Consider the following 26,931-nt stretch of genomic DNA (forward strand, 5'->3'; position numbering starts at 1 on the left):
CTTCGGGGGGCTCACGCCACGCGCTGCGCGGGTTCCATTCGCTGGCGAAGGTCACGCATCTGAACGGCGACACCTCTCCCGAACCCTTTCCGCGTTGTGCGTCAAAGAAGCACCGGGCTCAATTGCGGAGCTCGACAGCGCCTCGCTTCGCCTCTTTCCCGATGGCCGAAACGCGGGAACCGGCGCACCAAGGCCGACGATTCCTCACCCACGAAGATGTCAGGAGAGCCAAAAGAAATCGTCAACTGGCGTACTTGGCGGAGAGCGCGTCTTCCGCGAGCTCGTCGAAGCTCATGCGGGCGGCCCGGGAGACGTCTTTCTCGTCGTAGAGCCGCGCGATGAGCGACGGATCCACGCCCACGATGCGCTCGATCAGGCGACCAAAGGTGAGACGCACCACGGGGTGATCGTTGTACAGGTCCTGGAGCCCCGTCATGAACTTGGTGAACGGGTGCTCTCGCAGCTCCCCTTTGGTGCCGAGGAGCTGAATGCGCTTGAACGCTTGGCGCATCCTCTTGCCGGTGGGATCCACGACGCGCATGGGCTGGAAGAACACGCCTTTGAAGAACGGCGCGCCGTAGTAGAGCACGTTCACGAACGCCCACGCCGCCCGGATGCGCTCGGAAACCGGCGCGCGAGGGCGCTCCCGCTGCGCTCGCTTGTACTCCCGGGAGGCGTAGTGCTCCACCATGTGGAAGTCGATGGCGATGTGCCGGGATTCGTCGCGATTGATCAGTGCCATGGCCTTCTCGCTCATGGCATCCCCCACGTGGTCGTTGATGGACCTGAGCAGCGCCACGTCCAGAATCAGCTCCCCACTGGTGATGTACGTGTTGGCGATCTCCGGCGGCAAATAGCGGATGGCGTTCACGAAGTGCGGCGTGAAGCGCATCAGCGCGGGGTTCGCCTGGTACGTCTGGTAGCGGTGGACATCGTAGTAGTCCGCCAACATCTGTGCCGCATGGGCGTGGCGGATCTCGTCCTTCACGAAGCTCTGGAAGATCTCCCGCAGCCGCTCGTCCTGAGCGTTCTTCTCCTGCGCAGCGAACAACGCCGCCGCCAGCCGCTCGATCCCCGCCATGTCCGTGAAGTACTGGACGATGGCGATCTCGTCGTCCCGACTCATGTCGCGGGGACGACCGTCCCAATCCAAGTCACCGACGTTCCACTGCTCGCGCCGGCATTTTTCGAGCATTACATCGAGGTTCACGGCGCCCTCCGAATGCCCTCAGCATAGCGCGATGCCGCCGCAGCGTCACTTCTTGGACTTTTTCGCGGTCTTCGCTGGTGGGTGCTTCTTGTGCACCAGCTCGTCAATCAGGTGGCGCCGATACTTGATGACCTGCCAGGTCTTGTCCCCAGGCTGGCACCAACGGTTCTGTTTGGGGAAGTTCCGGCCCTGGTAGCTCGCCAGCCACTGATGAAACAGCGCGCTGCCGGTCTTCTCTTTGCACAGCTTCCGATTGTTGGTGATGAGCTGCGCCATGGTGCGAATGTTCGTCTCGGCCGTGAGCAGCGAAGCTTTCACCGCCTTGCACTCGGGACTCGGATCGTTCAGCGGGTCTTCGTCTTTGCGGCACGCACCGATGTACCGCGCACGGATTTGACCGAGACCGTAGTCCTCCCCGTTCTCGCTCACCATCTCCGGGTACCATCCGCTCTCGAAGTGGACGATGGCCACCCCGGTGAAGGGATCGAAGCCATGCTCCTTGGCTTCCTGTTGCAGGACGGTGGCGAAGTGCTTGGCGTCGTCCTGGGGCATGCCAGGTCGCGAAAGCATTATCGCGGAGACGATGACGGCGAGGGGGCGAAGCATGGCGAGTCGGCAGCGCCGGCGTCAGGGCGGAGCGAGGCCTTGCTCTAGCAAACCGAGAGCAGATGGTCCAAAAACGACCGCCTGCGTGGCGCCATGTTCGCGAAAACGCGGCGCTATGGCGCCTTTCCTGGCTCGCCGCGGAGCAGCCGGCTTGGGTCTGTCCAGCGCTCGCCCCTTGAGCTAACTTCCCGCCATGCTTCAGAAGCTGGATAAGAAAGAGCGCATGCTGCTCCTGAAGTTCGTGTGCGCGTTCGCCTGGGCGGATCTCGAAGTGAAGGCGTCCGAGCGCCGTTTCGTGCATCGCCTCGTCAAGCAGCTGGCGCTGGGCAAGGACGAAGCCCAACAGGTGGAGGAGTGGCTCAAGGTGCCCCCCAAGCCGGAAGAAGTGGATCCCAACCGCATCCCGCGCGGCCACAAGGATCTGTTCTTGGATGCGGCCCGCCGCATCATCGCCGCTGACGGCGAGATCGACGCGGCGGAGAAGGAAGACCTGGAGCTTCTCGAACAGCTGCTGGTCTGACTCAGCGCTTCTGGATGTCCACTTCCGAGGACATCTTGAACTGAGCGTTGTCCATGCCGGGCAGATTGAGCTTCAACGCCTTCTGCATGGTCGTCTTGCCCGTGGCATAGAGCGACCCGAGGTGGAAGGTGAGCAGGCCTTCGCTCTCCCCCCCGCCCGGATCATCCGACGAGCTGCCGCTCGCGGGGACCTGAACACGCTTCACCTTCGCCTTCAGCGTGGTGCCGGAGAAGGAGACGAGCTGGTAGGTACTGGTTTGCTCGACCGGGCCGTCCTTGTCGTCGATCGTGACGCGCACCTCCCAGCGAGCTCCCACGCCGATGGGCTCCGTCGGGAACGCGTCCCCCACTTCCACGGGCGCTTGGTCGTCCCCAGCACCCTCCGTGACGTGGAACTCCGTGACCGAGCCTTGGGGATTGACCCAACCCCAACCCGCGATTTTCTCGGGAGGCCCGCCGCCCATCGCCGAGGCCGCTCCGCCTCCGAGGCCGCCCAAGAGGCCTCCGAGCATGCCGCTCAGACCACCGCCGCCCTTGGGCGCGCTCTGCCCCTGCTTGAAGGGACCGGCGTCGAGGGAGAAGCGCCCAGCGCCGTCACCATTCACCTCCGTGATCTTTACGTTGATGGGACCGTCCAGCGTGAGAGTGGGCACCGGCAGATTGCCGCTCACCCGCGTCTTGGAGCGCATCATCAGCTTCTGGGTGGAGCCCGTCCTGAAGGTGTGTTTGGCCACCTTGCGGGGCGCCTTACCGGGCTCGAGCAGCTTGACCACCGGTGTGCTGCCCACGGAGGCAGTTCCTCCCAGCGGTTTCGGTGCCGCGTCGTCGTCCACGGGCGTAGGCGCCGCCGTCGTTTTGGGCTCGAGCACCGGCGCTTTCTTGGCGATGGGCCTTTCGGAATCCGACCCGCCAAGCTCCGCCTCTTGCGTCTCGATCACCGGCGGTGGCGGTTTCTTCGCGGCGCAGCCGACGCCGAGCGCGATCGTGAGCAGCAGCAGCAGGCCAGCGCGCCGCATGCTCATTTCTCCGAGTTAACGAAGTCCGGCGGCAGCTCGGAGCCATCGCCGAAGAAGTACTTCTCCATCTCCGTCATCCAGATGCGCTGCCCCTGCTCGCTGGTCAGATCGAGGCGAAACTCGTTGATCAGCATCTTGGAATGCTCGAGCCACATGCGCCATGCCTCCTTGGAGACGGACTCGAAGACACGCTGACCCAGCTCGCCCTTGAACGGCGGCTTTTCGAGCCCTTCCGCCTCTTGACCGAGCTTGATGCACTGAACCGTTCTCGCCATGGGGAGGTTTTGGCTGCTCCCCGCGGGCCCGTCAACTGCCGTGGTAGAACCCCACGCGTGTCGGCGTCTGACAGCGGCTTTTTTCGAAGAGACGGGAACGCGTTGATCGCCTCCGAGCTGACGCGCGGACCGTGGCACGAGAACTTTCAGCACGGCGGTCCGGTTGCCGCCCTGCTCGGCCACGCGGTGGAGCGCCTGCTCGACACCGAATGCGAGTTCGTGGCGCGCGTGCGCGTGGAGTTCTTGCGTCCTGTACCCATCGCGCGCCTCGAGCCCCACGCACGACTGGTGCGCGACGGCAGCCAAGTCCGCACGGTGGAAGCGGAGCTCATGACCGCCGGGAAACTGGTGGCGCGCGCTTGGGCGCTCGCGATCCGCCGACGCGCCCTCGGCATCACCGACGCCGTGGTGCCCGGCGCGTTGCCCACGCCGGAAAGCTGTCCAGCTCTCGAGCTGCCGTTCTTCCTTCACTCCGTGGGCTACCACACCGCGATGGAGCTCAAACGCGCTCGCGGCGAGTACGGCAATGGCGCCCTCGCCGCGTGGATGCGCGCGCGACATCCCCTGGTGGAAGGCGAGCCCCCGAGCCCGCTCCAGCGGGTGCTGCTCGCCGCTGATTCCGGCAACGGCGTGAGCGCACGTCTCGACACGCGTCGTCATAGCTTTGCCAACCCGGATCTGTCGGTCGCTTTGCACCGAGATGCCGAAGGCGACTGGATCGGGCTCGACGCGGAAACCAGCGTCGAGCCTGACGGGATCGGCCTGGCGGACACCCAGCTGTTCGACACCCGGGGCCCCATCGGCCGCGTCACGCAGACGTTGCTCGTCGCCGAGGTTGAAAGCCTGCACTGACGTTGGATTTCCGCGCGCGAAAAGCCCGCGCGTGGACCGCCGCGCCCGCTAAAATAGGTCCATGAAGCTTCTACTTCGTCGGCTTTCGATCGCTGCCGCTGTCGCCCTCGTCTCCGCTGCCTGCGGAGGCTCCGACGAAGGCGGCTTGTTTGGGGGAAGCGGCGGGAGCTCGGGCGGCAGTGCCGGCACGAGTGGCAGTGGTGGTGGCGGCGCGACCGGGGGCAGCGCCGGAACCGATGGCGGCGTGACGGGTGGGGCCGCCGGCACCGGTGGCGGACAAACCGGCGGCGCCGCGGGCACCGGGACTGGTGGGGGCGGAACCGGCGGCGCCGCGGGTGCAGGCGGCAGCGGCGGCGACCCCGGATGGACCCTCGCCAACGTTTGCGAAAAGCTGCCCCCATTGATCTGCGCCGATCGCGAGCAATGCTGCGTTCAGGCCTTCGGTTTCGACAAGGCCAACTGCCAAGCCAACGAGAAGAACGACTGCGAAGCTCAGGTGAAGCTGGTGCAGGCGAACCAGGCCACGTTCCACCCGGAAAACATCGATGCGTGTCTACAGGCCGTGAAGCCCCTGCTTGGCGCCTGCTTCTTCCAGGGCGACCTGTACGCCTCGCTGCTCAAGACCTCGAACCTGTGTCGCAGCATCTTCGACGGGATGAAGACCCCAGGCACGCAGTGCTCTGAGGACACGGAGTGCCAAACGGCCCCCGGTCCCAACGGCTACTCGGGTTGCGGTAGCCAGAGCCAGCAGTGCTACCAGGGCAGCGTGAAGCAGCAGGGAGAAGGCTGCGACAACAACACGATTTGTGAGCAGGGCCTCAGCTGCAAGTTCTCCGGCGGCAGCAACAATTGCCAACCAGCCGCACAACCCGGTGCCGGATGCTTTCAATCATCGGACTGCGCCTTGGGCTACTACTGCGCCGGCGGAAAGTGCACCACGGCCAAGCCGGCAGGCGAAAGCTGCTTCAACTTCCAACACTGCCAGTCGCTTTCGTGCTCCGGCGGCAAGTGCGGGGAGCAGCGCCCCTACGTGAACCAGGCGGGCTGCGGCAAGTAGGGTTCCGCGGCGGACCGACAAAAACAAAGAGGCCACGCTCCGTGTCCAGGGCGTGGCCTTTCTGCGCGAAGGCGTGAGCTCAGACGGGGTTCTTCGTCTTCTTGCCGTCGTCCGGCTTCTTTTCGTCCTTGCCGCCGCCACACAGCTCGGTGGACGACGGGTTCTTCGTCTTCTTGCCGTCGTCCTTCTTGTCGTCCTTGCCGCCGCCACACAGCTCGGTGGACGACGGGTTCTTCGTCTTCTTGCCGTCGTCCGGCTTCTTTTCGTCCTTGCCGCCGCCACACAGGACGGTCGCGGACGAGGTGGATGCGAAGGCCGGCGCCGAAAACGCGAGGCCAACGGCTGCAACGGAGATCATGAGGGTCTTGGAAAAGGCGATCATGGTTTTCCGTGTGTGATGCACGGGTTGATGGGTGTCAAGCTGGGCGTGGGAGACAAATTGTCCGCCGCACCGCGGCAAGCGCCGGGTTTGTCGTGGAAACGCGGGTGGGTCCGCGATAACCACCAGGACGGGGACAGGAGGAGACCGTGAAAATCGCGTGCGTCGGCGGAGGACCCGCAGGCCTGTACTTCGCGCTGCTCATGAAGAAGGCGGATCCAAGCCACGAGATCGTCGTCTACGAGCGCAATCGCGCCGACGACACCTTCGGCTTCGGCGTCGTCTTCTCGGACGCCACCCTGGAAAATCTGGGGGACGCCGACGCCGAGAGCTACGCCGCCATTCGTGAAGCCTTTGCCCACTGGGACGACATCGACATCCACTACCGAGGCCAAGTGCTGACCTCTGGGGGCCACGGCTTCTCGGGCATGAGCCGCAAGACGCTGCTCGCGATCCTCCAGCGCCGCTGCCAAGAGCTCGGGGTGGAGCTCTGCTTCGAGACGGTGGTGGACCCTGATCTTTCGAAGCTCGAGCCCGCGGATCTGATCGTGGCCTGCGATGGCGTCAACAGCGCCATTCGCGAGCGCTACGCCGACAAGTTCCGGCCCGACGTGGACTTTCGCCCCAATCGCTTCGTGTGGCTGGGCACCACGTTCCCATTCGGAGCGTTCACCTTCTACTTCAAGAACAGCGCCCACGGCCTGTTCCGCGTCCACGCCTATCGCTACGAAGAGGGCAGCTCCACCTTCATCGTGGAGACCACGGAGGAGACCTGGAAAGCCGCCGGCCTCGACTCGGCAACGGAAGCGGAGACCATCGCCTACTGCGAGAAACTGTTCGCGGAGGAGCTCGCGGGGCATCGGCTGATCGGCAACAAGAGCATCTGGCGCAGCTTCCCCACGGTGAAGAACGGCAGCTGGCACTTCGACAACGTCGTGCTCTTGGGGGACGCAGCTCACACCGCGCACTTCTCCATCGGCAGCGGCACCAAGCTCGCCATGGAAGACGCCATCGTGCTGGCAGGAGAGCTCGGGCGTCACCCCACGGTGGCGGAAGCTCTGGCAGCCTACGAGGTCGAACGCCACCCGCTGGTGGAGCGCACGCAGCGCGCTGCGCAGGTGAGCCTCGAGTGGTTCGAACACACCGAGCGCTACATGAGCCTCGAACCCATGGAGATGGCCTTCAGCCTGCTCACTCGCAGCCTGCGAGTGACGCACGAGAATCTGCGGCTTCGAGATCCAGGCTTCGTCGAGAAGGTCGACTTTCGGGTGGCGGAGAAGGCACAAGCGCAATCCGGCGTCACGTTGCTGGGCGGGGATCGCCAGATCCCGCCGCCGATCTTCACGCCCTTCAAGCTGCGGGACTTGGTGGTGGAAAACCGCGTCGTCGTCTCGCCCATGTGCCAGTACTCGGCGACGGACGGCACGGTGAACGATTGGCACCTGGTGCATCTCGGCAGCCGCGCCGTCGGTGGCGCAGGGCTGATCATCAGCGAGATGACCGACGTCTCCGCCGACGGCCGCATCAGCCCCGGCTGCGCCGGTCTGTACGACGCCGCCCACGTCCCGGCGTTCGCGCGCATCGTGGAGTTCGTCCACCGCTACAGTCGCACAAAGATCGGCGTGCAGCTCGCCCACGCTGGCCGCAAGGGCGCTACCACGCGCCCGTGGGAAGGAGGCGCGCCGCTCGAGAAGGGCGCCTGGCCGCTGATCGCCGCCTCTGCCATTCCGTTTCACCCCCGCGGCCAAACGCCGAAGCCCATGGACCGCGCGGACATGGACCGGGTGCTCGGGGACTTCGTGAGCGCCGCCCGCATGGCCGAGCAGATCGGCTTCGACATGCTGGAGCTCCACATGGCTCACGGCTACCTGCTGTCGAGCTTCATCTCGCCGCTGTCCAACGTGCGCACGGACGAGTACGGTGGCTCCGTGGAGCGCCGCATGCGCTTTCCACTCGAGGTCTTCGACGCGGTGCGCGCCGTGTGGCCCAAGCAGAAGCCCATCAGCGTGCGCATCAGCGCCACGGACTGGGCGCCCGGCGGCCTCACCCGCGAGGACGTCGTCGCGATCGGACACCTGCTCCGGGAGCACGGCGTCGACATCGTGGACGTATCCGCGGGGCAAACCGTTGCCGACGGGAAGCCCCGCTACGGCCGCCTGTTCCAGACGCCATTCTCCGAGCTGGTGCGCCTGGAGGCAGGCATCTCCACCATGACCGTCGGCAACATCCAGTCCTACACCGACGCCAACAGCATCATCGCCGCCGGCCGCGCGGACCTGTGCGTTCTCGCTCGCGCACACCTGTACGATCCATACTGGACCCGCCACGCCGCTCACGAGCTCGGCTGGCAACTGGAATGGCCCGACCAGTACAAGACCATCACGGGCTATAACCCGCGTTTCGTTTGATTGTTGGTGCGGCGCGATCCCCGTCGCGCCGTCAATCGAACTTGAAGCCGGTGAACACCTCCAGCACCACCAGGAAGGTGCGGAAGTCTCCGATGCCGGCCACGGGAAAGCGAAACACGCCTTCGCTCCGGAACAGGCCTTCCTTGGCGCCCTGGCGCTTGATGATCAGCGTGCCCTGAGAGAGCGTGAGCGACTGGATGGCGGCCTTGGGCAGCTGCTCCACGGCGCCGCGCCAGCCGATCTCGATGAAGCCGTCCCCCACTCCGAGCCAATCCCCACCCGCGCGGAAGCGCACGACGCCCTCGCGCTTCATCTGCTCTTCGATCTGACGCAGCCGAAAGCCGGTCCAAGCGCGCTCTGCGGCGAAGGCGAAGTTCACGGGATCGACGGGGCTCACGTTCTTGCCATCGTGGTAGCGCCCGTTGATGCGAAACATGCGTGCGCCGTTCTTGAACCAGGCGTAGTCGTAGCTCGTGCCGGTGTAGGCGCCGTTGTAGTAGTGCCGCGTGCGAGCCACCTTGAGCTCGTCGGCATCCGCGAAGCGCAGTAGCTCCGTGCGCTTCTTGATACGACGCATGACGCCCTGCTTGCCGACCCAGGTGGCGGTGGGCTTGCGAAACAGAAGCGGGAAGAAGAACCCGACCAAGCCGAACACGATGCCGCCCACCGCACCGCCGGCCAGACCCGCCAAAGAAAGCAGGTCCCGATCCATGTCCAGATCGAGCAAGTCCCCCAAGAAGTCGACGCCACCCCGGACGATCGCAAAGCTCACCATGCCGCCAAAGATGAGACCCAACACCGCCAGAGCGATGCGGTTCACCAGGTTCGACGTGCCCTTGTGATAGCCCCGGAGCGTGCGATTGGTGGACGCCGAGACCACCTCGCCAATGGAGGGATCCGGCGTCACCAGAAAGTCGTCGTCCGGGCCCGCGGCGCTGCCGTCGTGACGCTTGAAGCGAGGGCCAACCGTTTCGGGGATCAGCGAGGGATCGGCGACCGTCATGCGTGGCGAATAGGAGTATCCGGCCGCGCCGAAGCCGTCAATCAGGCGCCGGGCGGCGTTCGAATCACCAGCAGCCGGACCTCGGTCATGTCCTCGATGGCGCAGCGGATGCCCTCACGGCCCAAGCCGCTGTCCTTCACGCCGCCGTAGGGCATGTTGTCCACGCGGAAGCTCGGCACGTCACCGATGATCACGCCGCCGACCACCAGACGATCCCAGGCGCGCTGCACCTTGTACACGTCACGAGTGAACACGCCGGCTTGCAAGCCGTAGGCGCTGTCGTTGATGTCGTCCAAGGCGGCATCGAAATCGCTGAACTTGCTCAAGATGGCCACCGGCCCGAACACTTCTTCCGCGCACAGCGGCAGATCCTTGGGCACGTCTTCCAAGAGCGCCGGCGTCACCATGCTGCCGTTCCGCTCGCCCCCGCACAGGAGCTTCGCCCCCGCCTTCACGGCGTCCTGGATCCAACTCTCGATGCGCTTGGCCTCGCTCTCGCTGATGATGGGCCCGATGAAGGTGTCGTCGTTCAGCGGATCCCCAGCCTTCAGGGCCTTCACCTTGGACACCAGCTTGTCCTTCAGGGCCTGGTAAACGTCTCCGTGGATCAAGATGCGCTGCACGCTGATGCAGCTCTGCCCCGACTGGTAGAACGCCCCGATGACGATGCGGCCGACGGCGTCGTCCAGGTCCGTGTCCCGATCGACGATCACGCCGGCGTTGCCGCCGAGCTCCAGCACGACCTTCTTCTTGCCCGCCTTCGCCTTCAGCTTCCAGCCCACCTCCGGCGAGCCGGTGAACGAGAGCAGCTTCAGCCGCTCGTCCGTCGTGAACAGATCGGCGCCGTCCCGGCGACAGGGCAAGATGGAGAACGTACCCTTGGGCAAATCCGTCTCCGCCAGCACCTCGCCAATCAAGAGCGCGCCCACCGGAGTGAGGCTCGCCGGCTTGAGCACGAACGGACAGCCCACTGCCAGCGCCGGCGCCACCTTGTGCGCCGCCAGGTTCAGCGGGAAGTTGAAGGGCGAAATGAACGAGCAGGGTCCCACCGGCACCCGCCGCGTCATGCCGCGGTAGGCCTCAGCGCGCTCGGAGATGTCCAGCGGGATCACTTCTCCGCCGATGCGCACGCTCTCTTCCGCCGCCACGCGGAAGGTGTCGATGAGGCGCGTGACCTCACCGCGGGAATCACCAATGGGCTTGCCCGCCTCGATGCACAAGCTCTCCGCCAGCTCGTCGAAGCGCTCGCGGAAGCGCTTCACGCAGTGCATCAGCACGTCTTGCCTGCGGTAGGCGGGCCAAGTCGCGAAGTGTCTTGCGGCACCTTCGGCGGCGGCAATGCCGCGATCGATGGCGGCCGAATCCGCGAGCGCAACCCGCGTCGCCACTTCTCCCGTGTACTTGTTCTCGACGGCGAGGTCCTGATTCGGCGCCTCCGCCACGTTGGCCAGGTAGTACGGATAGCTCGATTGCAGCGTCATGACCTGGCCGTACCACGTCCCTGCTGGACTGGGGGATCGCGAGGCCCTTCCGCCACACCGAGGCAACTGTGTTAGGATTTTCCACGATGCGACGGGCGCTGGCACTGCTCTTGCTGCTCTTCGCGCTGCCCCTGGTGAGCGCCGCTTCCGTGCGCCTCGCCGATGCGCTCGGCAAGAGTGCCGCGCGGTCACTGGACGCTGCCACCCGCGGGCTCTTCGCCCCCCGCCACGAGCCGCCCGCTCCGGTGTTCGTGGAAGCGGAGGTCACACCGCCTACTGCCGAGCCGCCGCCCGCGCGGCAAGTGGCCGTGCGTCGCGCTGTCGTTCGCGCGGCCCAAATCCCGAAGAAGGGCATTCGTGTTCGCGCCGACGTGGTGCTGCGGCTGGCCAACGCGGGGCTCAGACCGAGCGGCATCCCGGTTGCCGCTCGCGGCGATCGCCCAGCGGGCCTCGCGCTCTCCGGCGTGAGCGCTCTCGGCATCGGTCTCGTGGACGGCGACGTGCTCACCTCCGCTGCGGGTCGCCCCGCCCTGAGCGCCGGCGACGTGATCGGCGTCGTCATCGGCTCACGCGCCAAGGGCGTTCGTGAGATCTGCGGCCGCTTCTGGCGCGACGGCGAGCCGTGGAACTTGATCGTGGAACAGCCGTACGTCGCTCCCCGTCACCCCCACGCCGTCGCCCGCCGCTGATCGATCTTCATGTCGGTCCGCCGCGAGCCCCGTCGGAACCTCGAAGCGAGTTGGAAAGCGAGGAACCTCGCGCCGCGCCCCGCAGGTTTGCGTACTGCAAAGCTCCGCCCGTTGCACCTCCGGCGCGTTTTGTTACCGTGTGGATCCGGAGGCGCACATGAGAGCTGCGATCGCGATCGGAACGCTGGCGTTGTTGGTCGGGTGCTCGAGCAGTGACTCGGGCGGGAGCCCGAGCACGGGCGGAGCGGCGGGGAGCTCCGGCGGCGGCGCAGGCACCAGCGGCAGCGGTGGCGGCGCGGGCACCGGTGGCGGCGCGGGCACCGGCGGCGGCGCGGGCACGGGCGGCGGCGCGGGCACGGGCGGCAGCGCGGGCACGGGCGGCGCTGCCGGCGCTTACGGCAGCGCGGCGGCGCTCGGGAACGGGCGGAACCTCCGGCACGGGTGGCACAGCCGGAAGCGGGGGCACGGGCGGCGGCACGTCCACTTGGACGGCGGGCAACCCGGACGGCTCCTGCAGCGGCGGCGTGCCGGCCGGCGCAAAGCCTGCGAACGTGTCGAACCCGACGGCGGTGGTGGGCACGGGCACCGCGGCGAGCTGCACCTTCGCCGCGCTGAAGAGCGCGGTCACCGCCGGCGGCATCATCACCTTCGACTGCGGCAGCGCACCAGTCACCATTGGCATCACGGAAACGCTGAACGTCCCGTCCAACAAGGACACGGTGATCGACGGCGGTCAGCTCGTGACTCTGGATGGCCAGAACAAGGTACGCATCCTGCGCTTCTACAGCGCCAACTTCCAAGCCAACGACCATCGCCTCACGCTGCAGCACATCGCCCTGGTGAACGGCAAGACCACGCCCACGGAGGCCATTCCCCCGGCGCCAGCCCCCTGCTCTCAGGGGTTCAACGACGGCGAGGGCGGCGCCCTGTACATGCGCGACGGCAACCTCACGGTCATCGACTCGATCTTCAAGAACAACCACGCCGCGCCGCTGGGGCCGGACACCGGTGGCGGCGCGATCTACGTCGTCGGCAGCAAGAACGGCATGATCATCGAAGGCAGCACCTTCCAGAACAACGAGGCCAGCAACGCCGGCGCGGTGGGCGGGCTGTTCTGCGAGCTGAACATCGTGAACAGCTTGTTCGAAGGCAACAAAGCCATCGGGCACGACGCCAACAACAACGACCCCAGCAAGTGCTCCGCCATCAACAACGGCCAGAACGAGATCGGCTCCGGCGGCAACGGCGGGGCGATCTACAGCGACGGGCAGTCCGTGGACGTGAACCTGTGCGGCGACAAGATCGTGAACAACGCCGCGGGCAGCAACGCCTTCGGCGGCGGACTGTTCTTCACGAGCAACAACTTCCAGGGGGATTTGTCGATCATCGACACCACCATGACCGGCAACACCGGCGGTCACTGGACCAGCGTGGCCACCGGCAGCACCAAGAACGCGGGCACCGCCGTGGGCACCAACTGCCACAGTCTCACCATCCAGAACTCGACGATTCAGGGCGTTCCCTGACGCCGGCCGGTGCGCGCTCTGCGCGCCGCCGCCAGAACCGGGAGCCTCAGCACCTGATCGGAGAGTCGGGCCTTCATTTCTTCGACGCTCAGCGCTCCGACCGCCAGCGCGCGGAAGTCGCGAAACGGATACAGCCGCCGCTCGTCCTTTCGGAGCTCGATCGGGCGGCCCACGCGGTAGCGCACACGGTAGCCGTCCGCGACGAGGGCCGCGGACAGCGCGGCCGCAAGCACCCTGGCGCCCAATTGCGCTGCGAGATCCGGTCGCTCGCCGAGGTCTTCCTCGGACAGTCGCTCCCCCAGTGTGGTGAGAGCGCGTGACGACATGGGCAGCTCGCCCACGGTCGCGCCGGCGAACAGAGCGGCTTGCTTGCGCCAGCTCGGCAGCAACACCCGTCGAGGGACCTCGGCCCAAGAAAGCTCCGTGAGCCGTTCGCCGACCTCGGCGTAGCAGACCTCGCCGTCCAGGTCGTCGTCCCCCAACAGCATCAGCGCCAGGCGATCGTCGTCGGGCGTTGGTGGGGCCGTTTCGGCGGCGAGCGCTTGGAGACGCTCGACGAGCGGTGGATGCGTATCGAGCACGTGCCGCAGCGGGAACTCGATCTCCTCCGCGACGACGTCGTCCAGCGCCCCGCGCTCCTGTTCAGCCCTGAAGTACGCTCCAAACCCCTCCGCCAGAGGGGCGCGGTAGCCTGCCTGCAGGATCTGCTCGTACTCGTCTCGATGGAACGTCTGATAGGCGACGCTCCCGGCGTGAACCGTCTTCAGAGCCGACATCAAGTGCGGTGCTCCGACGGCGCGCGCCGCGAGGCGATCCGCCGCGAGCTCCTGGTACCGGGAGATCCCGCGAGTCACGCGCAGAAACATCATTCCGTACCACTCGAAGGGTTTGCGGATGAAGCCACGCTTGGCGAGCCCGATGATCGTGCGGCCGATGGCGGCGCGAAGCGCGTAGATCCAAGGACCGAGGCGGGTGTCACCCGCGTGAAAATGACCGAGCTCGTGGGCCAGCACCGCCTGGAGCTGCGACACCGTGAGCAGCGCCAAGAGCGGCAGCCCGAGACCCATGACGGGGCGATCGAACAGCCCCAGCACTCCGCCGCGCCGGGTCACGAACGCGTTCACTCCCGGAACGAGGTACACCTCGCTGGGCATCTCTCCCCCCGTGGCTCTCGCGACCTCCCGAATCATGGAGAAAAGCTCGGGGTGCTTCTCTGGTGAGAGCAGCGGCCCCGGAGGGCGGAAGCGCTCCCCCCTGGGGAGCAGTGACCATGCGATCACCCCTGCGGTCGTCACACCAAAGAACGCGATCATCAGGTTGCCACGTTCGAGCACGAACTGGATGTACGCGAGCCACGAGAGGAACAGCACCATCGCGAAGGCCAGCAGGTAGAAGCCCGCGAACAGAAGCAGAGCGACCACGCTCCGAAAGACCAATGATGCCCTCATGTGCCGCGCCCCCAAGGGTGGGCCCCAGACTAACACTGGGGGGCGGGGCGCGGCGGGGCTCGCGCCGGACCAACAAAAAAAGCCTGGCCTCGAAAAGGCGCGACCTGGCCCAAATCACGGTGCCCTCGAAGTGAGTGCGGGGCTCCTTGCCAGGGCTCTCGGCCTTCGGCTACGGTCGCGGGCTCCCTCGCCCAGCGGGGCGACCACGAGTAGATGACGACAGCAGCCCTTGGCCGAGTAGCCGTCGGGAGCGACCACGGCGGATTCGCGTTGAAGCAGGCCATCGTGCGTCATCTCGAGGCCCGGGGAGTGAGCGCGCTGGACGTTGGCACGCACTCCACGGAGGCGTGCGACTACCCGGTGTTCGCCCAAGCGGTCGCGCAAGCGGTGGCGCGCGGTGAGGCCGCTCGCGGCATCATGGTAGACGGCGCCGGCATCGGCTCCGGCATGGTCGCCAACAAGATCCCCGGCGTGCGCTCCGGAATGGCCTTCAACGAGGCCACCGCCAAGAACGCTCGAGAGCACAACGACGCCAACGTGCTGACCCTTGGCGCGGGCTACCTCTCCGAGCCCGAGGCCCTGAAAATCGTCGACGTTTTCCTGCAAACCGAGTGTACCATCGACCGCCACAAACGTCGGGTGGCGATGATCGACGCGCTCGATCGGGGGCGTCCCCTTCCGACATCGGCATCACCCATGAAGACTCTGCCCATGGTCTCGGCCCACAGCGATCACCAGTCGCTGGTGAACGCCATCACTCAGGTGCTCACGCAGAACCCGGCGCTGCTCGGCGGCGGTGGGGAAAGCGGCGGTGCCGCCTGTCCCACGTGCACCGGCTGCGGTCATTGCGTGTCGAAACGCCCGAGCGAGGTGCGCACGCTGGTGGGCCCCGGCGGCCGCATCTCCAGCAGCCTCGGCGTCGGCGCCGTGCCGAAGGACGTGGCGGAGCTCATCGACCACACGCTCTTGAAGCCGGACGCGACCTACGAGCAGATCGACACGCTGTGCGACGAAGCCAAGCAGTACGGCTTCGCGTCCGTGTGTGTGAACCCGGTCCACGTGAAGCGTTGCGCGGCTCGCCTGCGCGGCGCCAAGCCCGTCGTCTGCACCGTGATCGGCTTTCCGCTGGGGGCCACTCCGGCGGAGATCAAGGCGCTGGAGGCGCGCCGGGCGATCCGCGAAGGCGCTCGCGAGATCGACATGGTCATCAACATCGGCGCGCTCAAGTCCGGCGACCACCGAGCGGTGTACGACGACATCCGCCTGGTGGCGGAAGCCGCGCGTGACGGCGGCGCGCTGCTGAAGGTGATCATCGAGACGGCGCTCTTGTCCGACGAAGAGAAGGTCGCCGCCTGCGTCGCGGCCAAGAAAGCTCGCGCCAACTTCGTGAAGACCTCCACCGGCTTCGCGAAGGGCGGCGCTACCGCGCACGACGTCGCGCTCATGGCTCAAGCCGTGGAGCACAAGCTGGGCGTCAAGGCCTCCGGCGGCGTGGGTTCGGCAAAGGCAGCGGAGGAGATGATCCGCGCCGGCGCCACCCGCATCGGCGCTTCCGTCGGAGTCAAGATCGTGCAAGAGGCGCACGGACAAACCCCAACGGCCCAGTCGGGCTCGGCGTACTGAAGGGACCATGGCCGACCTCCGAAGCTTCGTATTCCTCGACTCGCTGCAGCCGCAGCTGGCCGCGTACCTGGGCACCGTCGCCAAGGGCTTCTTGCCCATGGCCGGCGAGGCCTCGCTCATCGTGGAGATTTCCCCCGGTATCGACATCAACCGCGTGACGGACATCGCGGTGAAGGCGACGGACGTGCGGCCCGGCATGCAGGTGGTGGAACGCCTGTACGGCATGCTGGAGGTGCACAGCCCGTCTCAGGCGGACGTGCGGCAGGCCGGCGCGGCAATCCTCGACGCCCTGGAGCTGGAAGAGAGCGACCGCATCAAGCCGCGCGCGCTGTCGTCCCAGGTGATCCTGCACGTGGACGACCTCCAGGTGCAGCTCATCAACCGAAACCGGCAGGGCATGATGTTGGTAGCCGGGGAGTCCCTCTACATCTTGGAGGTGGAGCCCGCCGGTTACGCCGCCTTCGCCGCGAACGAAGCGGAGAAGGCCGCGGAGATCAACGTGATCGACGTGCGCATGACCGGCGCGTTCGGCCGGGTGTATCTGGGCGGCGAGCAGCGCGACATCGACGTCGCGTCCGTGGCTGCCCTCAAGGCCATCGAGTCCCTGTCCGGGCGCGAAGGCGTCACCTCGCGGAGGGATTGAGCCGTGATCGACCTTCGAAGCTACGTATTTCTGGATTCCCTGCAGCCCCAGCACGCCGCCTTCCTCGGCACGGTGGCCAAGGGCTTCTTGCCTGTCGCAGGCCAGGCATCGCTGTTCATCGAGATCGCCCCGGGCATCGCCATCAACCGCCTCACGGACATCGCCGTGAAGGCCACCGGCATCAAGCCCGGCATGCAGATCGTCGAGCGCCTGTACGGCCTGCTCGAGCTGCACCATGACGAGCAGGGCGAGGTCCGCCGCGCCGGCGAGGCCATCCTGAAGGAAATCGGACACACGGAAGAAGACCGCATCCAGCCGGAGATCCAGTCGTCCACCATCATTCGCGGGTTGGACGACCGGCAGACTCAGCTCATCAACCGCACCCGTCACGGCCACATGATCGTGGCCGGGCAGTCGCTCTACACGCTGGAGGTACAGCCGGCCGCCTACGCCGCCATCGCCGCCAACGAAGCGGAGAAGGCCGCCCACATCCGGGTGCTGGAGATCGTGTCCTTTGGCTCCTTGGGCCGTGTGTATCTGGCCGGCGCGGACCGCGACATCGACGTGGCGGCGCCGGCGGCGGAGAACGCCATCAAGAGCATGAAGGGGCGGAGCGCGAAGAAATGATCCCGGCAATCTCGCCGGCATGGGTGCTTTCGTCTCGGCGAGCCCGGGGCGCCTCTCGCACGAAAACGCAACATAGGGAGAAGTGGTAATGGCCGAAGCATTGGGCATGATCGAGTGCCGCTCGTTCGCGGCGATGGTCGAGGCGTCTGACGCCATGGTGAAGGCTGCCAAGGTGGAGCTCGTGGGTTACGAGAAGACCGGTGGCGGCTACGTGACGGCCGTGATCCGCGGAGACGTGGCCGCCGTGAAGGCGGCAGTGGAAGCCGGACAGAACGGCGCCTCTCGCGTGGGCGAAATCGTCGCGACGCACATCATCGCGCGTCCGCACGTCAACGTGGACTTGGTGCTGCCGCTCGGTCGCAAGGACGAGGTCTCCAAGGAGATCTCGGCCCGCGGCGGAAAGAAGTAAGCGCTCCGGCACGCGGGGGTGGTCCTGCTCCGGCCACCACCCCCGCGGTTGTCGTTTGTTGCCGGCGAAAGGTATCGAGCAATGCTCCTGGCAAAGGTGGTCGGGACCTTGGTGGCGACCCGCAAGGATCCCAAAGTGGATGGGCTCAAGTTCCTGCTACTCAAGCAGGTGAACCCCGAGACCCTGAAGGAAGGCGGCTACGTCGTCGCGAACGACGCCGTAGGCGCTGGCGTCGGCGAGATGGTGCTGTACGCGTCGGGCTCTTCCGCGCGCCAGACCGAGGTCACTCGGGATCGTCCGTGCGACGCGGTGATCATGGCCATCGTCGACAGCTGGGACATCGAGGGCGACAAGCTCTACGAGAAGCACGGCCAGGAGCACGGCTACGCCGACTGAGTCGGTTGAGCGAGGAGCAGCATGAGCCCCGAAGAGATCCGTCGCATCGCGGAAGCCATTGCCCAGCAGATCAGCGGGCAAGGTCCGCCGGTGAGCCTCTCGAGCACGCCCCGCGCGGCGCCCGCGCCGGCGGCCGCCCTGGGGGATGGCGTCTTCGCCGATCTCGACTCTGCCGTGCGTGCAGCACGGGCGGCCTTCTTCGAGCTGTCCGCCGTCGGCCTCGAGAAGCGCTTCACCATGATCGAGGCCGTGCGCCAGGCGCTGCGCCCCCAGGCGGAGCCCCTGGCGAAGTTGGCGCAAGAAGAGACCGGCCTCGGGCGCTGGGAAGACAAGGTTCAGAAGAACCTGCTCGTCACCGAAAAGACGCCCGGGCCGGAGGAGCTCACGCCTGGTGCCCAAAGCGGTGACCACGGCCTGGTCCTGATCGAGCCGGCTCCTTTTGGTGTGATCGGCGCGATCACACCAGTGACGAATCCGTCGAGCACCATCATCTGCAACGCCATCGGCATGGTGTCGGCGGGAAACACCGTGGTGTTCAACGCGCACCCCTCTGCCAAGCGCGTGAGCATGGAGACCATTCGTCTCATCAACCGCGCCATCCTGTCCGTGGGCGGACCGGCGAACGTGCTCACCTGCGTTGCGGAGCCGACGATCGAGACGGCCACGGAGCTGATGAAGCACCGCCTGGTGCGCTTGCTGGTGGTCACCGGGGGCCCGGGCGTGGTGAAAGCCGCGATGAACTCCGGCAAGCGATCCATCTGCGCCGGACCCGGCAACCCGCCGGCGGTGGTGGACGCCACGGCGAACATCGAGCAGGCCGGGCGAGACATCGTTCTCGGGCACTCTTTCGATAACAACGTGATCTGCGTCGACGAGAAAGAGTGCATCGTCGTCGAGTCCGTGGCGGAAAACCTGAAGGCCAGCATGAAGCGGGCCGGCGCGGTGGAGCTGAAGCCCTCGGATCTGCCGCGGCTCGAGAAGGTGATTTTCGAGAAGAACGCCGGCCCCCGCGGTCACGCCGTGGTGAACCGCAAGTTCGTGGGCAAGAACGCGGAGCTCATCTTGCGGGAGCTCGGCCTTCCGGGTGGGCGGGAGGCGCGCTGCGTGCTGGTCGACGTACCCAACGACCACCCGCTGATCTGGACCGAACAGATGATGCCGGTGCTGCCCCTCACCCGCGTGAAGACCGTGGAGGAAGCCATCGACTTGGCGGTGGAGGCCGAGGGCGGCAACTTCCACACGGCCACCATGCACTCCCACGACCTGGTGGCGCTCAGCACGATGGCGCGGAAGTGCAATTGCAGCATCTTCGTCAAGAACGGTCGCGCGGTGGCGGGCCTGGGGCACGAAGGCGAGGGCTACACCTCGTTCACGATCGCCTCGCCTACCGGCGAGGGCCTCACCAGCCCGCGGTCCTTCTCTCGCTGGCGGCGCTGCACCCTCAAGGATCAGTTTCGGATCGTGTGAGCATGGCGCGGGCCAAGGCGAAATCACGAGCGGCCGCGAGGCGCACGGTGGCGAAGAAGCCCGAACCGCCGTCCGCCGCCGGGCCCGCCCTCGCCTTGCTCGAGATCGCCGAGGTACCCGTCGGTCTGCGCGCCCTGGACGCATTGGTGAAGGAAGCGTTCGTGGAGATCGCGGCGCGCGGCACCGTGCAGTGCGGACGCTACCTGATCGCCTTCGCGGGACAGGTGGAGCCGGTGGAGATGTCCTTCGGCCGGGCTTTGGAGATCGCCGGCGGAAAGCTGTGCGACTCGGTGCTGCTGCCCGACGCGGAGCCCCGGCTCTTGCCCGCTTTCCGCAATGGCGTGGTTCGCTGGCCGGCACCGGGAGACACGCTTGGCGTGGTGCAGTCCGAAACCTGCCCCACCCTGCTGAACGCCATCGACCTCGCGCTCAAGGGCGCCCAAGTCGATCTGGTCGAGCTCCGACTGGCGGACGGCCTCGGCGGCAAGGCCCTGGCGACGCTCTGGGGTGACGTCCACGACGTGGAAGCTGCCATCGAGATCGCCGAGGCCGCCAACGCGCGGCAGCTCTCCTTCAGCCCGGGAGTGCGGGATGCCCTCAACACCGTGGTGATCCCGAACGCAGACGACGAAGTACGGAATGCCGTCAGTGGCGGTACCCGCTTTTTCACGGAGTGGCGAGGATGAAGCTCGGTCGCGTCATCGGCACCATGGTCGCCACCGTCAAGGTGGCGGGCACGGAAGGGCTCAAGCTGCTCATCGTGCGGCCACTGAAGGCAGACCTCTCGGTGGAAGGCGAGCCCTTCGTGGCTACGGACGCCTCGGCCCAAGCGTCCACCGGTGCCCTGGTCACCTACGAAGCATCCCGCGAAGCGGCGTTGCTCCACGACCCGTGGTTCATTCCCGTGGATCACGCCATCGTGGGCATAGTGGACCAGCACGACTACGACGGAGAGGCGAAGTGATCCTCGCGCGCGTGTGTGGGACGGTCGTGAGCACCGTGCAGCACCCGTTCTACGACGGGAAGAAGCAGCTCATCGTGCGGGCGGTGACGCCCGACGGCGAGTGGGACGGCGAGCGCTACGTGGTCGCCGTGGATCTCGTCGGTGCCGGCATGGGGGAAACCGTCGTGGTGGAGGACGAGGGCAACAGCGCGCGACAGTTGCTGGACGCGCCGAATGGCCCCGTCCGATCCGTCATCGTCGGAATCGTCGACGAAGTCGCGACCGACTGAGACAGCGGCGCAACCGCCGGCGTGCCCGGTCGACGGGGCTTTGCTACCATGGAGCCCTGTCATGACGCAGTCCTTCGAGTCACGCCCACTGCCCGGGGCCGATCAGCTCGTCTGCCACGACGGTGAGCCGATGGAATCGGAGCGTCACCGCCAGCAGATGATCCTGCTCATCCAGTCTCTCGAGCACGCGTGGCGCGACCGAGACGACTTCTATGTGAGCGGGGACATGTTTCTCTATTTCAGCGAGACGCAGACCCGCAAAAACGATTTTCGCGGACCCGATGTGTTCGTGGTGATGAACACCACCCGCAAGGAACGCAAAGCGTGGGTGGTATGGGAGGAAGGCGGGCAGGCGCCGGATGTGATCATAGAGCTCCTATCGGCGTCGACGGAGGCGGTCGACCGCGGCGAAAAGATGCGCGTCTATTCCCGCGCGCTCCGCGTAGCCGAGTACTTCCTGTTCGATCCTTTCTCGGCGCTGCTCGAGGGCTACGAGCTCGACGCGCCTTCGGCCGAGTACGTGAGGAAGACCCCCGATGCCCAGGGTCGCTTGAGCTGTAAGCGATTGGGACTGCTCCTTGGTGTCGTCCCAAGCACGCTGTGGGGCATCACGGCGCCGTGGCTGCGCTGGCTCGACACGACCGGCGATGTGCTGCAGGTGCCAACCGAGGCGGCGCTCGCTCTGGAAGAACGCGCCAACGCCGAGGCCGAGCGTGCCAACGCCGAGGCCGAGCGTGCCAACGCCGAGGCCGAGCGCGCCAACGCCGAGGCCGAGCGCGCCAACGCCGAGGCCGAGCGCGCCAACCGGCTGGCCGCCGAGCTGGAAGCGTTGAAGCGCAGTTGAGTCAGTTCACCGCGCAGTAGTTGTATTGGGGCACCCAGGGGTGCGGAACGCACTTCTGTCCTGTCTGACACACGCTCGCGTCGTTTCCGCACACGATGCGTTGGCTGGGGTCGGAACAGTCCGCCGGAAGCTTGCACTCGAAGTTCACGTTGTTCTGCTGCACCACCGTGCTGCAGCACACCTGGCCGCTGCCGCAGTCATCCGGGCCGTCACAGTAGATGTCCGGCCCCTGGCACTGCGTGCCCCCCGTCTGACATTTCGGGCTGAGCCCAGCTCCGGTGAACTGCTGGCAGCAGAAGTCCGTGGCAGTGCTGCAGGTCGTGCTGCCGCAGGTGACTTGACCGGGGCCGGCCACCTTGTGGCAGGTCGCGCCGTAGTCCGGGCAGCAGTCGTTGGAATTGACGCAGGCCTCGTCGCAGTAACAGTTTTCTGGGGTGACGGGCTGGCCGCTGCCGCAGTGCCCGGCACAGAGGCCGAGGGACGTCGCACCCCCCGTGCCGCCCGTCGCCCCCGTGCCACCGGTGCCGGGATCGCCACCGGTTGCTCCCGTGCCCCCACTGGCCGCCGCGCTGCGCTGCCGCCGCTCGCCGCGGTGCCGCCGGCGCCACCCGTCGCTCCCGTGCCGCCCACGCCGCCGGTCGCGCCAACGCCGCCCACGGCGCCACTGCCGCCGGTCGCTCCGGTGCCGCCCACGGCGCCACTGCCGCCGGTCGCGCCAACGCCGCCCACGGCGCCACTGCCGCCACTGCCGCCCGTCACGCCGGCGTCCTGTCCTCCCGCGCCGGAACCGCCGAACAGCGCGGCGTCGTCACTCCCGCCGCAGCCGACCAGCACCAACACCGACGCACAAGCAAGTACCCACCGCATGCTCGAAGACTGACGGAATTGACCTCTGACGTCCAGCGTCCGCGACGGAGATCGCGCCGAGCCAACAATCAAATCGGAAATCTACGGGCTCCGTGTCAAGAAAGCGGCGCGCGTGTCCGGAATTTGGACGGCGGCGCGGCGAAGTGGTGCTGTGCGCCCATGTCTCGAGGATCTCCGCGAATGCTGTGGCTGGACTCGGACAGCCGCGCGCTGGAGGGAGCGCACCGCGCGCTCCGTCGTCGACACCCGAGCTGGCAGATGGTGTGGGTCACGTCGCCGGAGCGAGCCCGCGCCTTCGTGCTCAGCAACGAAATCGACGTGCTCATCACCGACGTCACCTTCGAAGGTGGAGCCGCGGGGCGGCTGCTCTCGTGGGTCGCCGAGCAGGAGCCGTCGCTGCCCTGCCTGATCGTCACTCGACGGCCGGATCTGGCTCGCCGAAGCCTACTGCCGAAGAACGTGCAGCGCGTACTGCTCAAACCCATTGACGAGGACGTGCTCATCGGCTGCCTGGAGCGAGCACTGCGGGCGAAGAACGTGAGCGTGGCGCCCCCGCGCTCGGAGCCGGCGCCCACGAGTCGCTCGGCGGTGGCTTGCTCCGCCCGGCTGGGAAACGCGCTGCGGTTCAGCGCTCGCTGAGCGTCTGGGCGGCGCGCAGGATCGGGGCAAAAGCGTCGATCGTGAGCGAGGCGCCCCCCACCAGCGCGCCGTCGATGTTGGCCTGCGAGAGGAGCTCCGGCGCGTTGTCCGCCTTCACGCTGCCTCCGTAGAGTATGCGCGTCCGCTGGCCGACGTCGGGGCCCAGTCGCTCGCGGATCGCGGCGTGTACCTGCTCCGCATCCTGTGGCGTGGCCACCTGTCCGGTGCCGATGGCCCACACCGGCTCGTAGGCGATCACGCCGCCGCGCGCGAGCGGCAGTCGGACGGCGTCCACCATGGCCAGCACTACGTCCAATGTGCGCCCCCGCTCGCGTTCCTCGAGGGTCTCCCCCACGCACACGATGGGCGTGAGCCCGGCGTCGAGCGCCGCCTCGGTCTTCTTCCGGACCAGCTCGTTCGTCTCGCCGAAGTACGCGCGGCGCTCGCTGTGACCCACGATCACCCACTCGCAGCCGACGTCGTGGAGCATGGGAGCGCTCACTTCTCCAGTGAACGCGCCCTTGGGCTCGGGATGCACGTTCTGCGCGGCCACGCCGATGGGCGGCCTCCCGAGCTGCCGTGCGACCTCGCGACATTCTTGAAGGACGGGCACGATGGCGAGGTGCGGCGGTGCCACCACGGCTTCCACACCGGGTAGAAACGCAGCGGTGCGCGCCACCTGCACCGCGAGCTCGACCCCTTCGGGGCCTCCGTGGTGCATCTTCCAATTACCGGCGACGAGGGGCTTCCGAGCGGGGTTCACGGCGGCGCATCATGGCACAAAGCGAGGCTTTCTCGCGGCGGCCCTCTCGTGGCACCCTGAGCCCCCATGCACACGGAACGACCCGAGCGCGAGCTCCGCCGGGAGATCGTCGAGATCTGCAAGCGGATCTACGCCCACGGCTGGCTGGCCGCGACCGACGGCAACGTCAGCGTGCGCCTGGGGCAGGATCGCGTGCTCGCCACCCCCACGGGCATCCACAAGGGCTTCATGAGCGAGGGGGACTTGGTGGTGATCGACCTCGGGGGCAAGCGCCTGAGCGGAACCCGCGGCGTGTCCAGCGAGATCCAGATGCACCTGGCTGCCTACGACGAGCGCCCCGAGGTACGGGCGGTGGTCCACGCTCACCCCACCAACTGCATCGCGTTCTCTCTCGCAGGCGTCAGCCTGGCGCAGTGCCTGCTTCCCGAGATCGTGTTCACCTTCGGCTCCATCCCCACCACGGCCTACACCACGCCCACCACGGAGGAGGTGCCGCGGGAAATTCGCAAGTGGCTCCGAGACTACGACGCGATGATCCTCGACCGACACGGCAGCCTAACCGTGGGCGCCAACCTCGATGAAGCCTACGGAAAGCTCGAGCGCATGGAGCACGTGGCGGAGATCACCTTTCGGGCGCGCCAGTTGGGGCCGATTCGCCCGCTGTCGGCGGCGCAGATCGGTCGGCTGCAAGAGGTGGGGCAGTCGCTCGGGCTGCCGCCCCGCAAGGTAGCCGGATCGCCCTGCGACCACTGCAACGCCTGCCCCGGCATGGCCTCACGTGAGCCGACGCCCCGACAGGACGACCACACCGCGATGATCGCTCGCGTGCAGGAACAGGTCACCCTCGCCCTCGGCTCCAAGCGATGACCCACTTCCGCACCTGCACGCTGTGCGAAGCGATGTGCGGGATCGAGGTGGAAGCCACGAACGGCGTCGTCACGCGTATCCGCGGCGACCAGTCGGACCCCTTCAGCCGCGGTCACGTGTGTCCCAAGGCCGTGGCCCTGGGCGACCTCCAGAGCGATCCGGATCGCCTCGAACGCCCCCTGCTGAGAGCCGACGGCAAGCTCCGGGAGATCGGCTGGGACGAGGCCTTCGATCGTGCTGCGGACGGCATCCGCCGGGTGCAACGAGCCCACGGCAAGAGCGGCGTGGCCGTGTATCTCGGCAACCCTACGGTGCACAACTACGGGTCGCTCTTGTACGCGCCGCCCTTCGTTCGCGCCTTGCACACCAAGAACCGCTTCTCCGCCACCAGCGTGGACCAGCTTCCGCACATGCTGGCGGCATACTGGATGTTCGGCCATCAGCTGCTGTTGCCGGTGCCCGACGTGAACCGCACCGAATACTTCCTGATCTTCGGCGCGAACCCCCTGGCGTCCAACGGCAGTCTGATGACGGCGCCGGGTATCGAGCGGCGGCTGCGCGCGATTCAGAAGCGAGGCGGCAAGCTCGTGGTGTTGGACCCCCGCCGCACGGAGACGGCCAAGCTCGCGGACGAGCACCACTTCATTCGTCCTGGAAGCGATGCTTGGCTCCTGCTCGCGCTGCTTCACGTCGTGTTCGAGGAAGGCCTCACACGGCCTTCGCCCCTCGCCGGAGATCTCGCGCCCGTACGCGCCCTGGTGAAGCGCTTCTCGCCCGAGCGCGCGGAAGCCCAGTGCGGCGTCGCCGCGAATGACATGCGCCGCATCGCCCGAGACTACGCCACCGCGCGGCGCGCCGTCTGCTACGGGCGGATGGGCGTCTCCACGCAGGAGTTCGGCACGCTGTGCGCGTGGCTCATGAACCTCTTGAACTTGGTCACCGGCCGCCTGGACGCAGTGGGCGGCGCGATGTTCGCCGAACCGGCGGTGGATCTGGTAGCCAGTCCCAAGCTCACGGGACGCGGCAGCTTCGGACGCTGGAAGAGTCGCGTGCGAGGTCTCCCGGAGTTCGGCGGAGAGCTCCCCGTCGCCGCCCTCGCCGAAGACATCGAGGCTGGCGCTATCCACGCCTTGGTCACCTCGGCGGGCAATCCGGTGCTGTCCACGCCTCAGGGGACGAAGCTCGACCGAGCGCTGTCGCAGCTCGACTTCATGGTCTCGATCGACTTCTACCTGAACGAGACCACGCGTCACGCGAACGTGATCCTGCCGCCCACGCCCCCCTTGTCGCACGACCACTACGACTTGGCGTTCCACGTCTTGGCAGTGGAAAACACCGCCAAGTACTCTCCTGCCCTGTTCGAGCGACCGCCGCACGCGCGCCACGACTGGGAGATCTTCTGCGAGCTCGGCGCACGATTGGAAAGCCGCGCCAAGTGGCGCGCGATGAAAGCGCTGGGCCCGCGGCGCTTGCTCGACATCGCCCTCCGAAGCGGACCCTACGGGGCCGGATTCGTCCCCGGTCGCCGCGGTCTGTCCCTGTCGGAGCTCGAGAGGAGACCTCACGGCGTCTGGCTCGGAGCGCTTTCACCCTGTCTCGCGAAGCGCATCTGCACCGAAAGTGGGCGAGTCGAGGTCACCCCACGCCCGCTTTTGGCAGACCTCGAGCGCCTGGAGGCCACGGTGGCCCGTCCCGGCCTCACCCTGGTCGGCCGCCGGCATTTGCGCTCCAACAACTCCTGGATGCACAACAGCCAGCGGCTGATCAAGGGACCCGAGCGCTGCACCTTGCTCATGCATCCGGAGGACGCCAAGGCCCGCGGTGTGACGAACGAGAGCCGCGTGCGGTTGTCTTCGGAGGCGGGCAGCGTGGTCGTGAGCGTGGAGCTCTCGGACGAAATGATGCGCGGCGTCGTATCGCTGCCTCACGGCTTTGGCCACGATCGCCCGGGCATTCGCCTGCGCATCGCCTCGGGCCACGCCGGCGCCAGCATCAACGACGTCACCGACGCGTCACGTTTGGACGCCGCCTCCGGCAACGCCGCCTTCAGCGGAACTCCGGTAACGGTGGAGCTACTGTAGGAA

General features: G+C 67.0%; 28 protein-coding genes and 2 pseudogenes. 20 read left to right on the forward strand and 10 right to left on the reverse strand.

Annotated features, from left to right (window positions below; translation table 11 throughout):
- Positions 1-241: 241 nt before the first annotated feature.
- Positions 242-1,210 (reverse strand): hypothetical protein, encoded by a 969-nt coding sequence (locus H6717_38085; protein MCB9582911.1) that lies wholly within the window; start codon positions 1,208-1,210, stop codon positions 242-244.
- A gap of 45 nt (positions 1,211-1,255) precedes the next feature.
- Positions 1,256-1,816, reverse strand: a complete 561-nt coding sequence (locus H6717_38090) for a transglycosylase SLT domain-containing protein (GenBank protein ID MCB9582912.1) — start codon at positions 1,814-1,816, stop codon at positions 1,256-1,258.
- A gap of 193 nt (positions 1,817-2,009) precedes the next feature.
- Between H6717_38090 and H6717_38095 the strand changes: the two genes are divergently transcribed.
- A complete protein-coding gene (locus tag H6717_38095) occupies positions 2,010-2,336 on the forward strand; it encodes a TerB family tellurite resistance protein (protein MCB9582913.1) in 327 nt (108 codons plus the stop codon).
- 1 nt (position 2,337) lies between these two features.
- On the opposite strand, the gene H6717_38100 is transcribed toward H6717_38095, so the two are convergent.
- Both H6717_38100 and H6717_38105 read right to left on the reverse strand, forming a co-directional pair.
- Positions 2,338-3,351: a hypothetical protein gene (locus H6717_38100; protein MCB9582914.1), complete on the reverse strand. Its 1,014-nt coding sequence runs from the start codon at positions 3,349-3,351 to the stop codon at positions 2,338-2,340.
- Positions 3,352-3,353: 2 nt separating this feature from the next.
- The gene (locus tag H6717_38105; GenBank protein MCB9582915.1) at positions 3,354-3,626 is read right to left on the reverse strand and encodes an oxidative damage protection protein; all 273 of its coding nucleotides are present in this window, start codon (positions 3,624-3,626) and stop codon (positions 3,354-3,356) included.
- 57 nt (positions 3,627-3,683) lie between these two features.
- Between H6717_38105 and H6717_38110 the strand changes: the two genes are divergently transcribed.
- Positions 3,684-4,478, forward strand: coding sequence for a thioesterase family protein (locus H6717_38110; protein MCB9582916.1), 795 nt, complete (start codon positions 3,684-3,686; stop codon positions 4,476-4,478).
- Between the two features lie 61 nt (positions 4,479-4,539).
- A complete protein-coding gene (locus H6717_38115) occupies positions 4,540-5,535 on the forward strand; it encodes a hypothetical protein (protein MCB9582917.1) in 996 nt (331 codons plus the stop codon).
- Between the two features lie 79 nt (positions 5,536-5,614).
- Here the strand turns inward: H6717_38115 and H6717_38120 are convergent, their stop codons facing one another.
- Positions 5,615-5,917: a hypothetical protein gene (locus H6717_38120; GenBank protein ID MCB9582918.1), complete on the reverse strand. Its 303-nt coding sequence runs from the start codon at positions 5,915-5,917 to the stop codon at positions 5,615-5,617.
- Positions 5,918-6,063: 146 nt separating this feature from the next.
- Between H6717_38120 and H6717_38125 the strand changes: the two genes are divergently transcribed.
- Complete coding sequence (locus tag H6717_38125; GenBank protein MCB9582919.1) at positions 6,064-8,322, forward strand: bifunctional salicylyl-CoA 5-hydroxylase/oxidoreductase; 2,259 nt, start codon at positions 6,064-6,066, stop codon at positions 8,320-8,322.
- A gap of 31 nt (positions 8,323-8,353) precedes the next feature.
- Here the strand turns inward: H6717_38125 and H6717_38130 are convergent, their stop codons facing one another.
- A complete protein-coding gene (locus H6717_38130; protein ID MCB9582920.1) occupies positions 8,354-9,325 on the reverse strand; it encodes a hypothetical protein in 972 nt (323 codons plus the stop codon).
- A gap of 41 nt (positions 9,326-9,366) precedes the next feature.
- Positions 9,367-10,806, reverse strand: coding sequence for an aldehyde dehydrogenase family protein (locus tag H6717_38135; GenBank protein ID MCB9582921.1), 1,440 nt, complete (start codon positions 10,804-10,806; stop codon positions 9,367-9,369).
- Between the two features lie 86 nt (positions 10,807-10,892).
- Between H6717_38135 and H6717_38140 the strand changes: the two genes are divergently transcribed.
- On the forward strand, positions 10,893-11,495 hold the full coding sequence (locus H6717_38140) for a hypothetical protein (protein MCB9582922.1): 603 nt from the start codon (positions 10,893-10,895) through the stop codon (positions 11,493-11,495).
- Between the two features lie 212 nt (positions 11,496-11,707).
- Positions 11,708-13,021 carry a hypothetical protein gene (locus tag H6717_38145; GenBank protein ID MCB9582923.1) on the forward strand — a complete coding sequence of 438 codons (1,314 nt, stop codon included), beginning with the start codon at positions 11,708-11,710 and terminating at the stop codon, positions 13,019-13,021.
- Here the strand turns inward: H6717_38145 and H6717_38150 are convergent.
- Positions 13,006-14,469, reverse strand: coding sequence for a M48 family metalloprotease (locus H6717_38150; GenBank protein ID MCB9582924.1), 1,464 nt, complete (start codon positions 14,467-14,469; stop codon positions 13,006-13,008). The two genes, H6717_38145 and H6717_38150, sit on opposite strands and share 16 nt — an antisense overlap.
- Positions 14,470-14,682: 213 nt before the next feature.
- On the opposite strand from H6717_38150, the gene deoC reads away from it, so the two are divergent.
- The 10 genes and pseudogenes from deoC (at position 14,683) to H6717_38200 (ending at position 21,453) form a co-directional block, all read left to right on the forward strand.
- Positions 14,683-16,092 carry a deoxyribose-phosphate aldolase gene (gene deoC / locus H6717_38155; protein ID MCB9582925.1) on the forward strand — a complete coding sequence of 470 codons (1,410 nt, stop codon included), beginning with the start codon at positions 14,683-14,685 and terminating at the stop codon, positions 16,090-16,092.
- A 7-nt stretch (positions 16,093-16,099) separates the two neighbouring features.
- Entirely contained in the window at positions 16,100-16,735 is a 636-nt protein-coding gene (locus H6717_38160) for a hypothetical protein (GenBank protein MCB9582926.1), read from the forward strand.
- 3 nt (positions 16,736-16,738) lie between these two features.
- The gene (locus H6717_38165; protein ID MCB9582927.1) at positions 16,739-17,362 is read left to right on the forward strand and encodes a hypothetical protein; all 624 of its coding nucleotides are present in this window, start codon (positions 16,739-16,741) and stop codon (positions 17,360-17,362) included.
- Between the two features lie 88 nt (positions 17,363-17,450).
- Entirely contained in the window at positions 17,451-17,771 is a 321-nt protein-coding gene (locus H6717_38170) for a BMC domain-containing protein (GenBank protein ID MCB9582928.1), read from the forward strand.
- 81 nt (positions 17,772-17,852) lie between these two features.
- Entirely contained in the window at positions 17,853-18,167 is a 315-nt protein-coding gene (locus H6717_38175; protein ID MCB9582929.1) for a EutN/CcmL family microcompartment protein, read from the forward strand.
- A gap of 21 nt (positions 18,168-18,188) precedes the next feature.
- Positions 18,189-19,634: an aldehyde dehydrogenase EutE gene (locus H6717_38180; GenBank protein ID MCB9582930.1), complete on the forward strand. Its 1,446-nt coding sequence runs from the start codon at positions 18,189-18,191 to the stop codon at positions 19,632-19,634.
- Positions 19,635-19,681: 47 nt separating this feature from the next.
- Positions 19,682-20,320, forward strand: coding sequence for a BMC domain-containing protein (locus tag H6717_38185; protein MCB9582931.1), 639 nt, complete (start codon positions 19,682-19,684; stop codon positions 20,318-20,320).
- Positions 20,317-20,598 (forward strand): ethanolamine utilization protein EutN, encoded by a 282-nt coding sequence (locus tag H6717_38190; GenBank protein MCB9582932.1) that lies wholly within the window; start codon positions 20,317-20,319, stop codon positions 20,596-20,598. The genes H6717_38185 and H6717_38190 overlap by 4 nt, the downstream gene beginning before the upstream one ends.
- Positions 20,595-20,867: a hypothetical protein gene (locus H6717_38195; protein ID MCB9582933.1), complete on the forward strand. Its 273-nt coding sequence runs from the start codon at positions 20,595-20,597 to the stop codon at positions 20,865-20,867. The genes H6717_38190 and H6717_38195 overlap by 4 nt, the downstream gene beginning before the upstream one ends.
- 61 nt (positions 20,868-20,928) lie before the next feature.
- Positions 20,929-21,453: pseudogene (locus H6717_38200) on the forward strand (Uma2 family endonuclease).
- Between the two features lie 259 nt (positions 21,454-21,712).
- Here the strand turns inward: H6717_38200 and H6717_38205 are convergent.
- A pseudogene (locus tag H6717_38205) lies at positions 21,713-22,180 on the reverse strand (hypothetical protein).
- Between H6717_38205 and H6717_38210 the strand changes: the two are divergent.
- Positions 22,169-22,591: a hypothetical protein gene (locus H6717_38210; GenBank protein ID MCB9582934.1), complete on the forward strand. Its 423-nt coding sequence runs from the start codon at positions 22,169-22,171 to the stop codon at positions 22,589-22,591. The pseudogene H6717_38205 and the gene H6717_38210 overlap by 12 nt on opposite strands.
- Positions 22,592-22,758: 167 nt before the next feature.
- Positions 22,759-23,217 carry a hypothetical protein gene (locus H6717_38215; protein MCB9582935.1) on the forward strand — a complete coding sequence of 153 codons (459 nt, stop codon included), beginning with the start codon at positions 22,759-22,761 and terminating at the stop codon, positions 23,215-23,217.
- Here the strand turns inward: H6717_38215 and H6717_38220 are convergent.
- Positions 23,204-23,938 carry a triose-phosphate isomerase gene (locus H6717_38220; protein MCB9582936.1) on the reverse strand — a complete coding sequence of 245 codons (735 nt, stop codon included), beginning with the start codon at positions 23,936-23,938 and terminating at the stop codon, positions 23,204-23,206. The genes H6717_38215 and H6717_38220 overlap by 14 nt on opposite strands.
- Positions 23,939-24,046: 108 nt before the next feature.
- Between H6717_38220 and H6717_38225 the strand changes: the two genes are divergently transcribed.
- Positions 24,047-24,847, forward strand: a complete 801-nt coding sequence (locus H6717_38225) for a class II aldolase/adducin family protein (protein ID MCB9582937.1) — start codon at positions 24,047-24,049, stop codon at positions 24,845-24,847.
- On the forward strand, positions 24,844-26,928 hold the full coding sequence (locus H6717_38230; GenBank protein MCB9582938.1) for a molybdopterin-dependent oxidoreductase: 2,085 nt from the start codon (positions 24,844-24,846) through the stop codon (positions 26,926-26,928). The genes H6717_38225 and H6717_38230 overlap by 4 nt, the downstream gene beginning before the upstream one ends.
- Positions 26,929-26,931 lie beyond the last annotated feature (3 nt).

This window comes from Polyangiaceae bacterium (genome assembly GCA_020633235.1).
Classification (GTDB): Bacteria; Myxococcota_A; Polyangia; order Polyangiales; family Polyangiaceae; genus JACKEA01.

What these genes read in the sequence shown, in the direction of transcription:
- H6717_38090 (MCB9582912.1), bottom strand. Translation starts at nt 1,816, where the DNA reads ATGCTTCGCCCCCTCGCCGTCATCGTCTCCGCGATAATGCTTTCGCGA.
- H6717_38095 (MCB9582913.1), top strand. Translation starts at nt 2,010, where the DNA reads ATGCTTCAGAAGCTGGATAAGAAAGAGCGCATGCTGCTCCTGAAGTTC.
- H6717_38100 (MCB9582914.1), bottom strand. Translation starts at nt 3,351, where the DNA reads ATGCGGCGCGCTGGCCTGCTGCTGCTGCTCACGATCGCGCTCGGCGTC.
- H6717_38105 (MCB9582915.1), bottom strand. Translation starts at nt 3,626, where the DNA reads ATGGCGAGAACGGTTCAGTGCATCAAGCTCGGTCAAGAGGCGGAAGGG.
- H6717_38115 (MCB9582917.1), top strand. Translation starts at nt 4,540, where the DNA reads ATGAAGCTTCTACTTCGTCGGCTTTCGATCGCTGCCGCTGTCGCCCTC.
- H6717_38120 (MCB9582918.1), bottom strand. Translation starts at nt 5,917, where the DNA reads ATGATCGCCTTTTCCAAGACCCTCATGATCTCCGTTGCAGCCGTTGGC.
- H6717_38130 (MCB9582920.1), bottom strand. Translation starts at nt 9,325, where the DNA reads ATGACGGTCGCCGATCCCTCGCTGATCCCCGAAACGGTTGGCCCTCGC.
- H6717_38135 (MCB9582921.1), bottom strand. Translation starts at nt 10,806, where the DNA reads ATGACGCTGCAATCGAGCTATCCGTACTACCTGGCCAACGTGGCGGAG.
- H6717_38140 (MCB9582922.1), top strand. Translation starts at nt 10,893, where the DNA reads ATGCGACGGGCGCTGGCACTGCTCTTGCTGCTCTTCGCGCTGCCCCTG.
- H6717_38150 (MCB9582924.1), bottom strand. Translation starts at nt 14,469, where the DNA reads ATGAGGGCATCATTGGTCTTTCGGAGCGTGGTCGCTCTGCTTCTGTTC.
- deoC (MCB9582925.1), top strand. Translation starts at nt 14,683, where the DNA reads ATGACGACAGCAGCCCTTGGCCGAGTAGCCGTCGGGAGCGACCACGGC.
- H6717_38160 (MCB9582926.1), top strand. Translation starts at nt 16,100, where the DNA reads ATGGCCGACCTCCGAAGCTTCGTATTCCTCGACTCGCTGCAGCCGCAG.
- H6717_38170 (MCB9582928.1), top strand. Translation starts at nt 17,451, where the DNA reads ATGGCCGAAGCATTGGGCATGATCGAGTGCCGCTCGTTCGCGGCGATG.
- H6717_38175 (MCB9582929.1), top strand. Translation starts at nt 17,853, where the DNA reads ATGCTCCTGGCAAAGGTGGTCGGGACCTTGGTGGCGACCCGCAAGGAT.
- H6717_38180 (MCB9582930.1), top strand. Translation starts at nt 18,189, where the DNA reads ATGAGCCCCGAAGAGATCCGTCGCATCGCGGAAGCCATTGCCCAGCAG.
- H6717_38190 (MCB9582932.1), top strand. Translation starts at nt 20,317, where the DNA reads ATGAAGCTCGGTCGCGTCATCGGCACCATGGTCGCCACCGTCAAGGTG.
- H6717_38215 (MCB9582935.1), top strand. Translation starts at nt 22,759, where the DNA reads ATGCTGTGGCTGGACTCGGACAGCCGCGCGCTGGAGGGAGCGCACCGC.
- H6717_38220 (MCB9582936.1), bottom strand. Translation starts at nt 23,938, where the DNA reads ATGCACCACGGAGGCCCCGAAGGGGTCGAGCTCGCGGTGCAGGTGGCG.
- H6717_38225 (MCB9582937.1), top strand. Translation starts at nt 24,047, where the DNA reads ATGCACACGGAACGACCCGAGCGCGAGCTCCGCCGGGAGATCGTCGAG.
- H6717_38230 (MCB9582938.1), top strand. Translation starts at nt 24,844, where the DNA reads ATGACCCACTTCCGCACCTGCACGCTGTGCGAAGCGATGTGCGGGATC.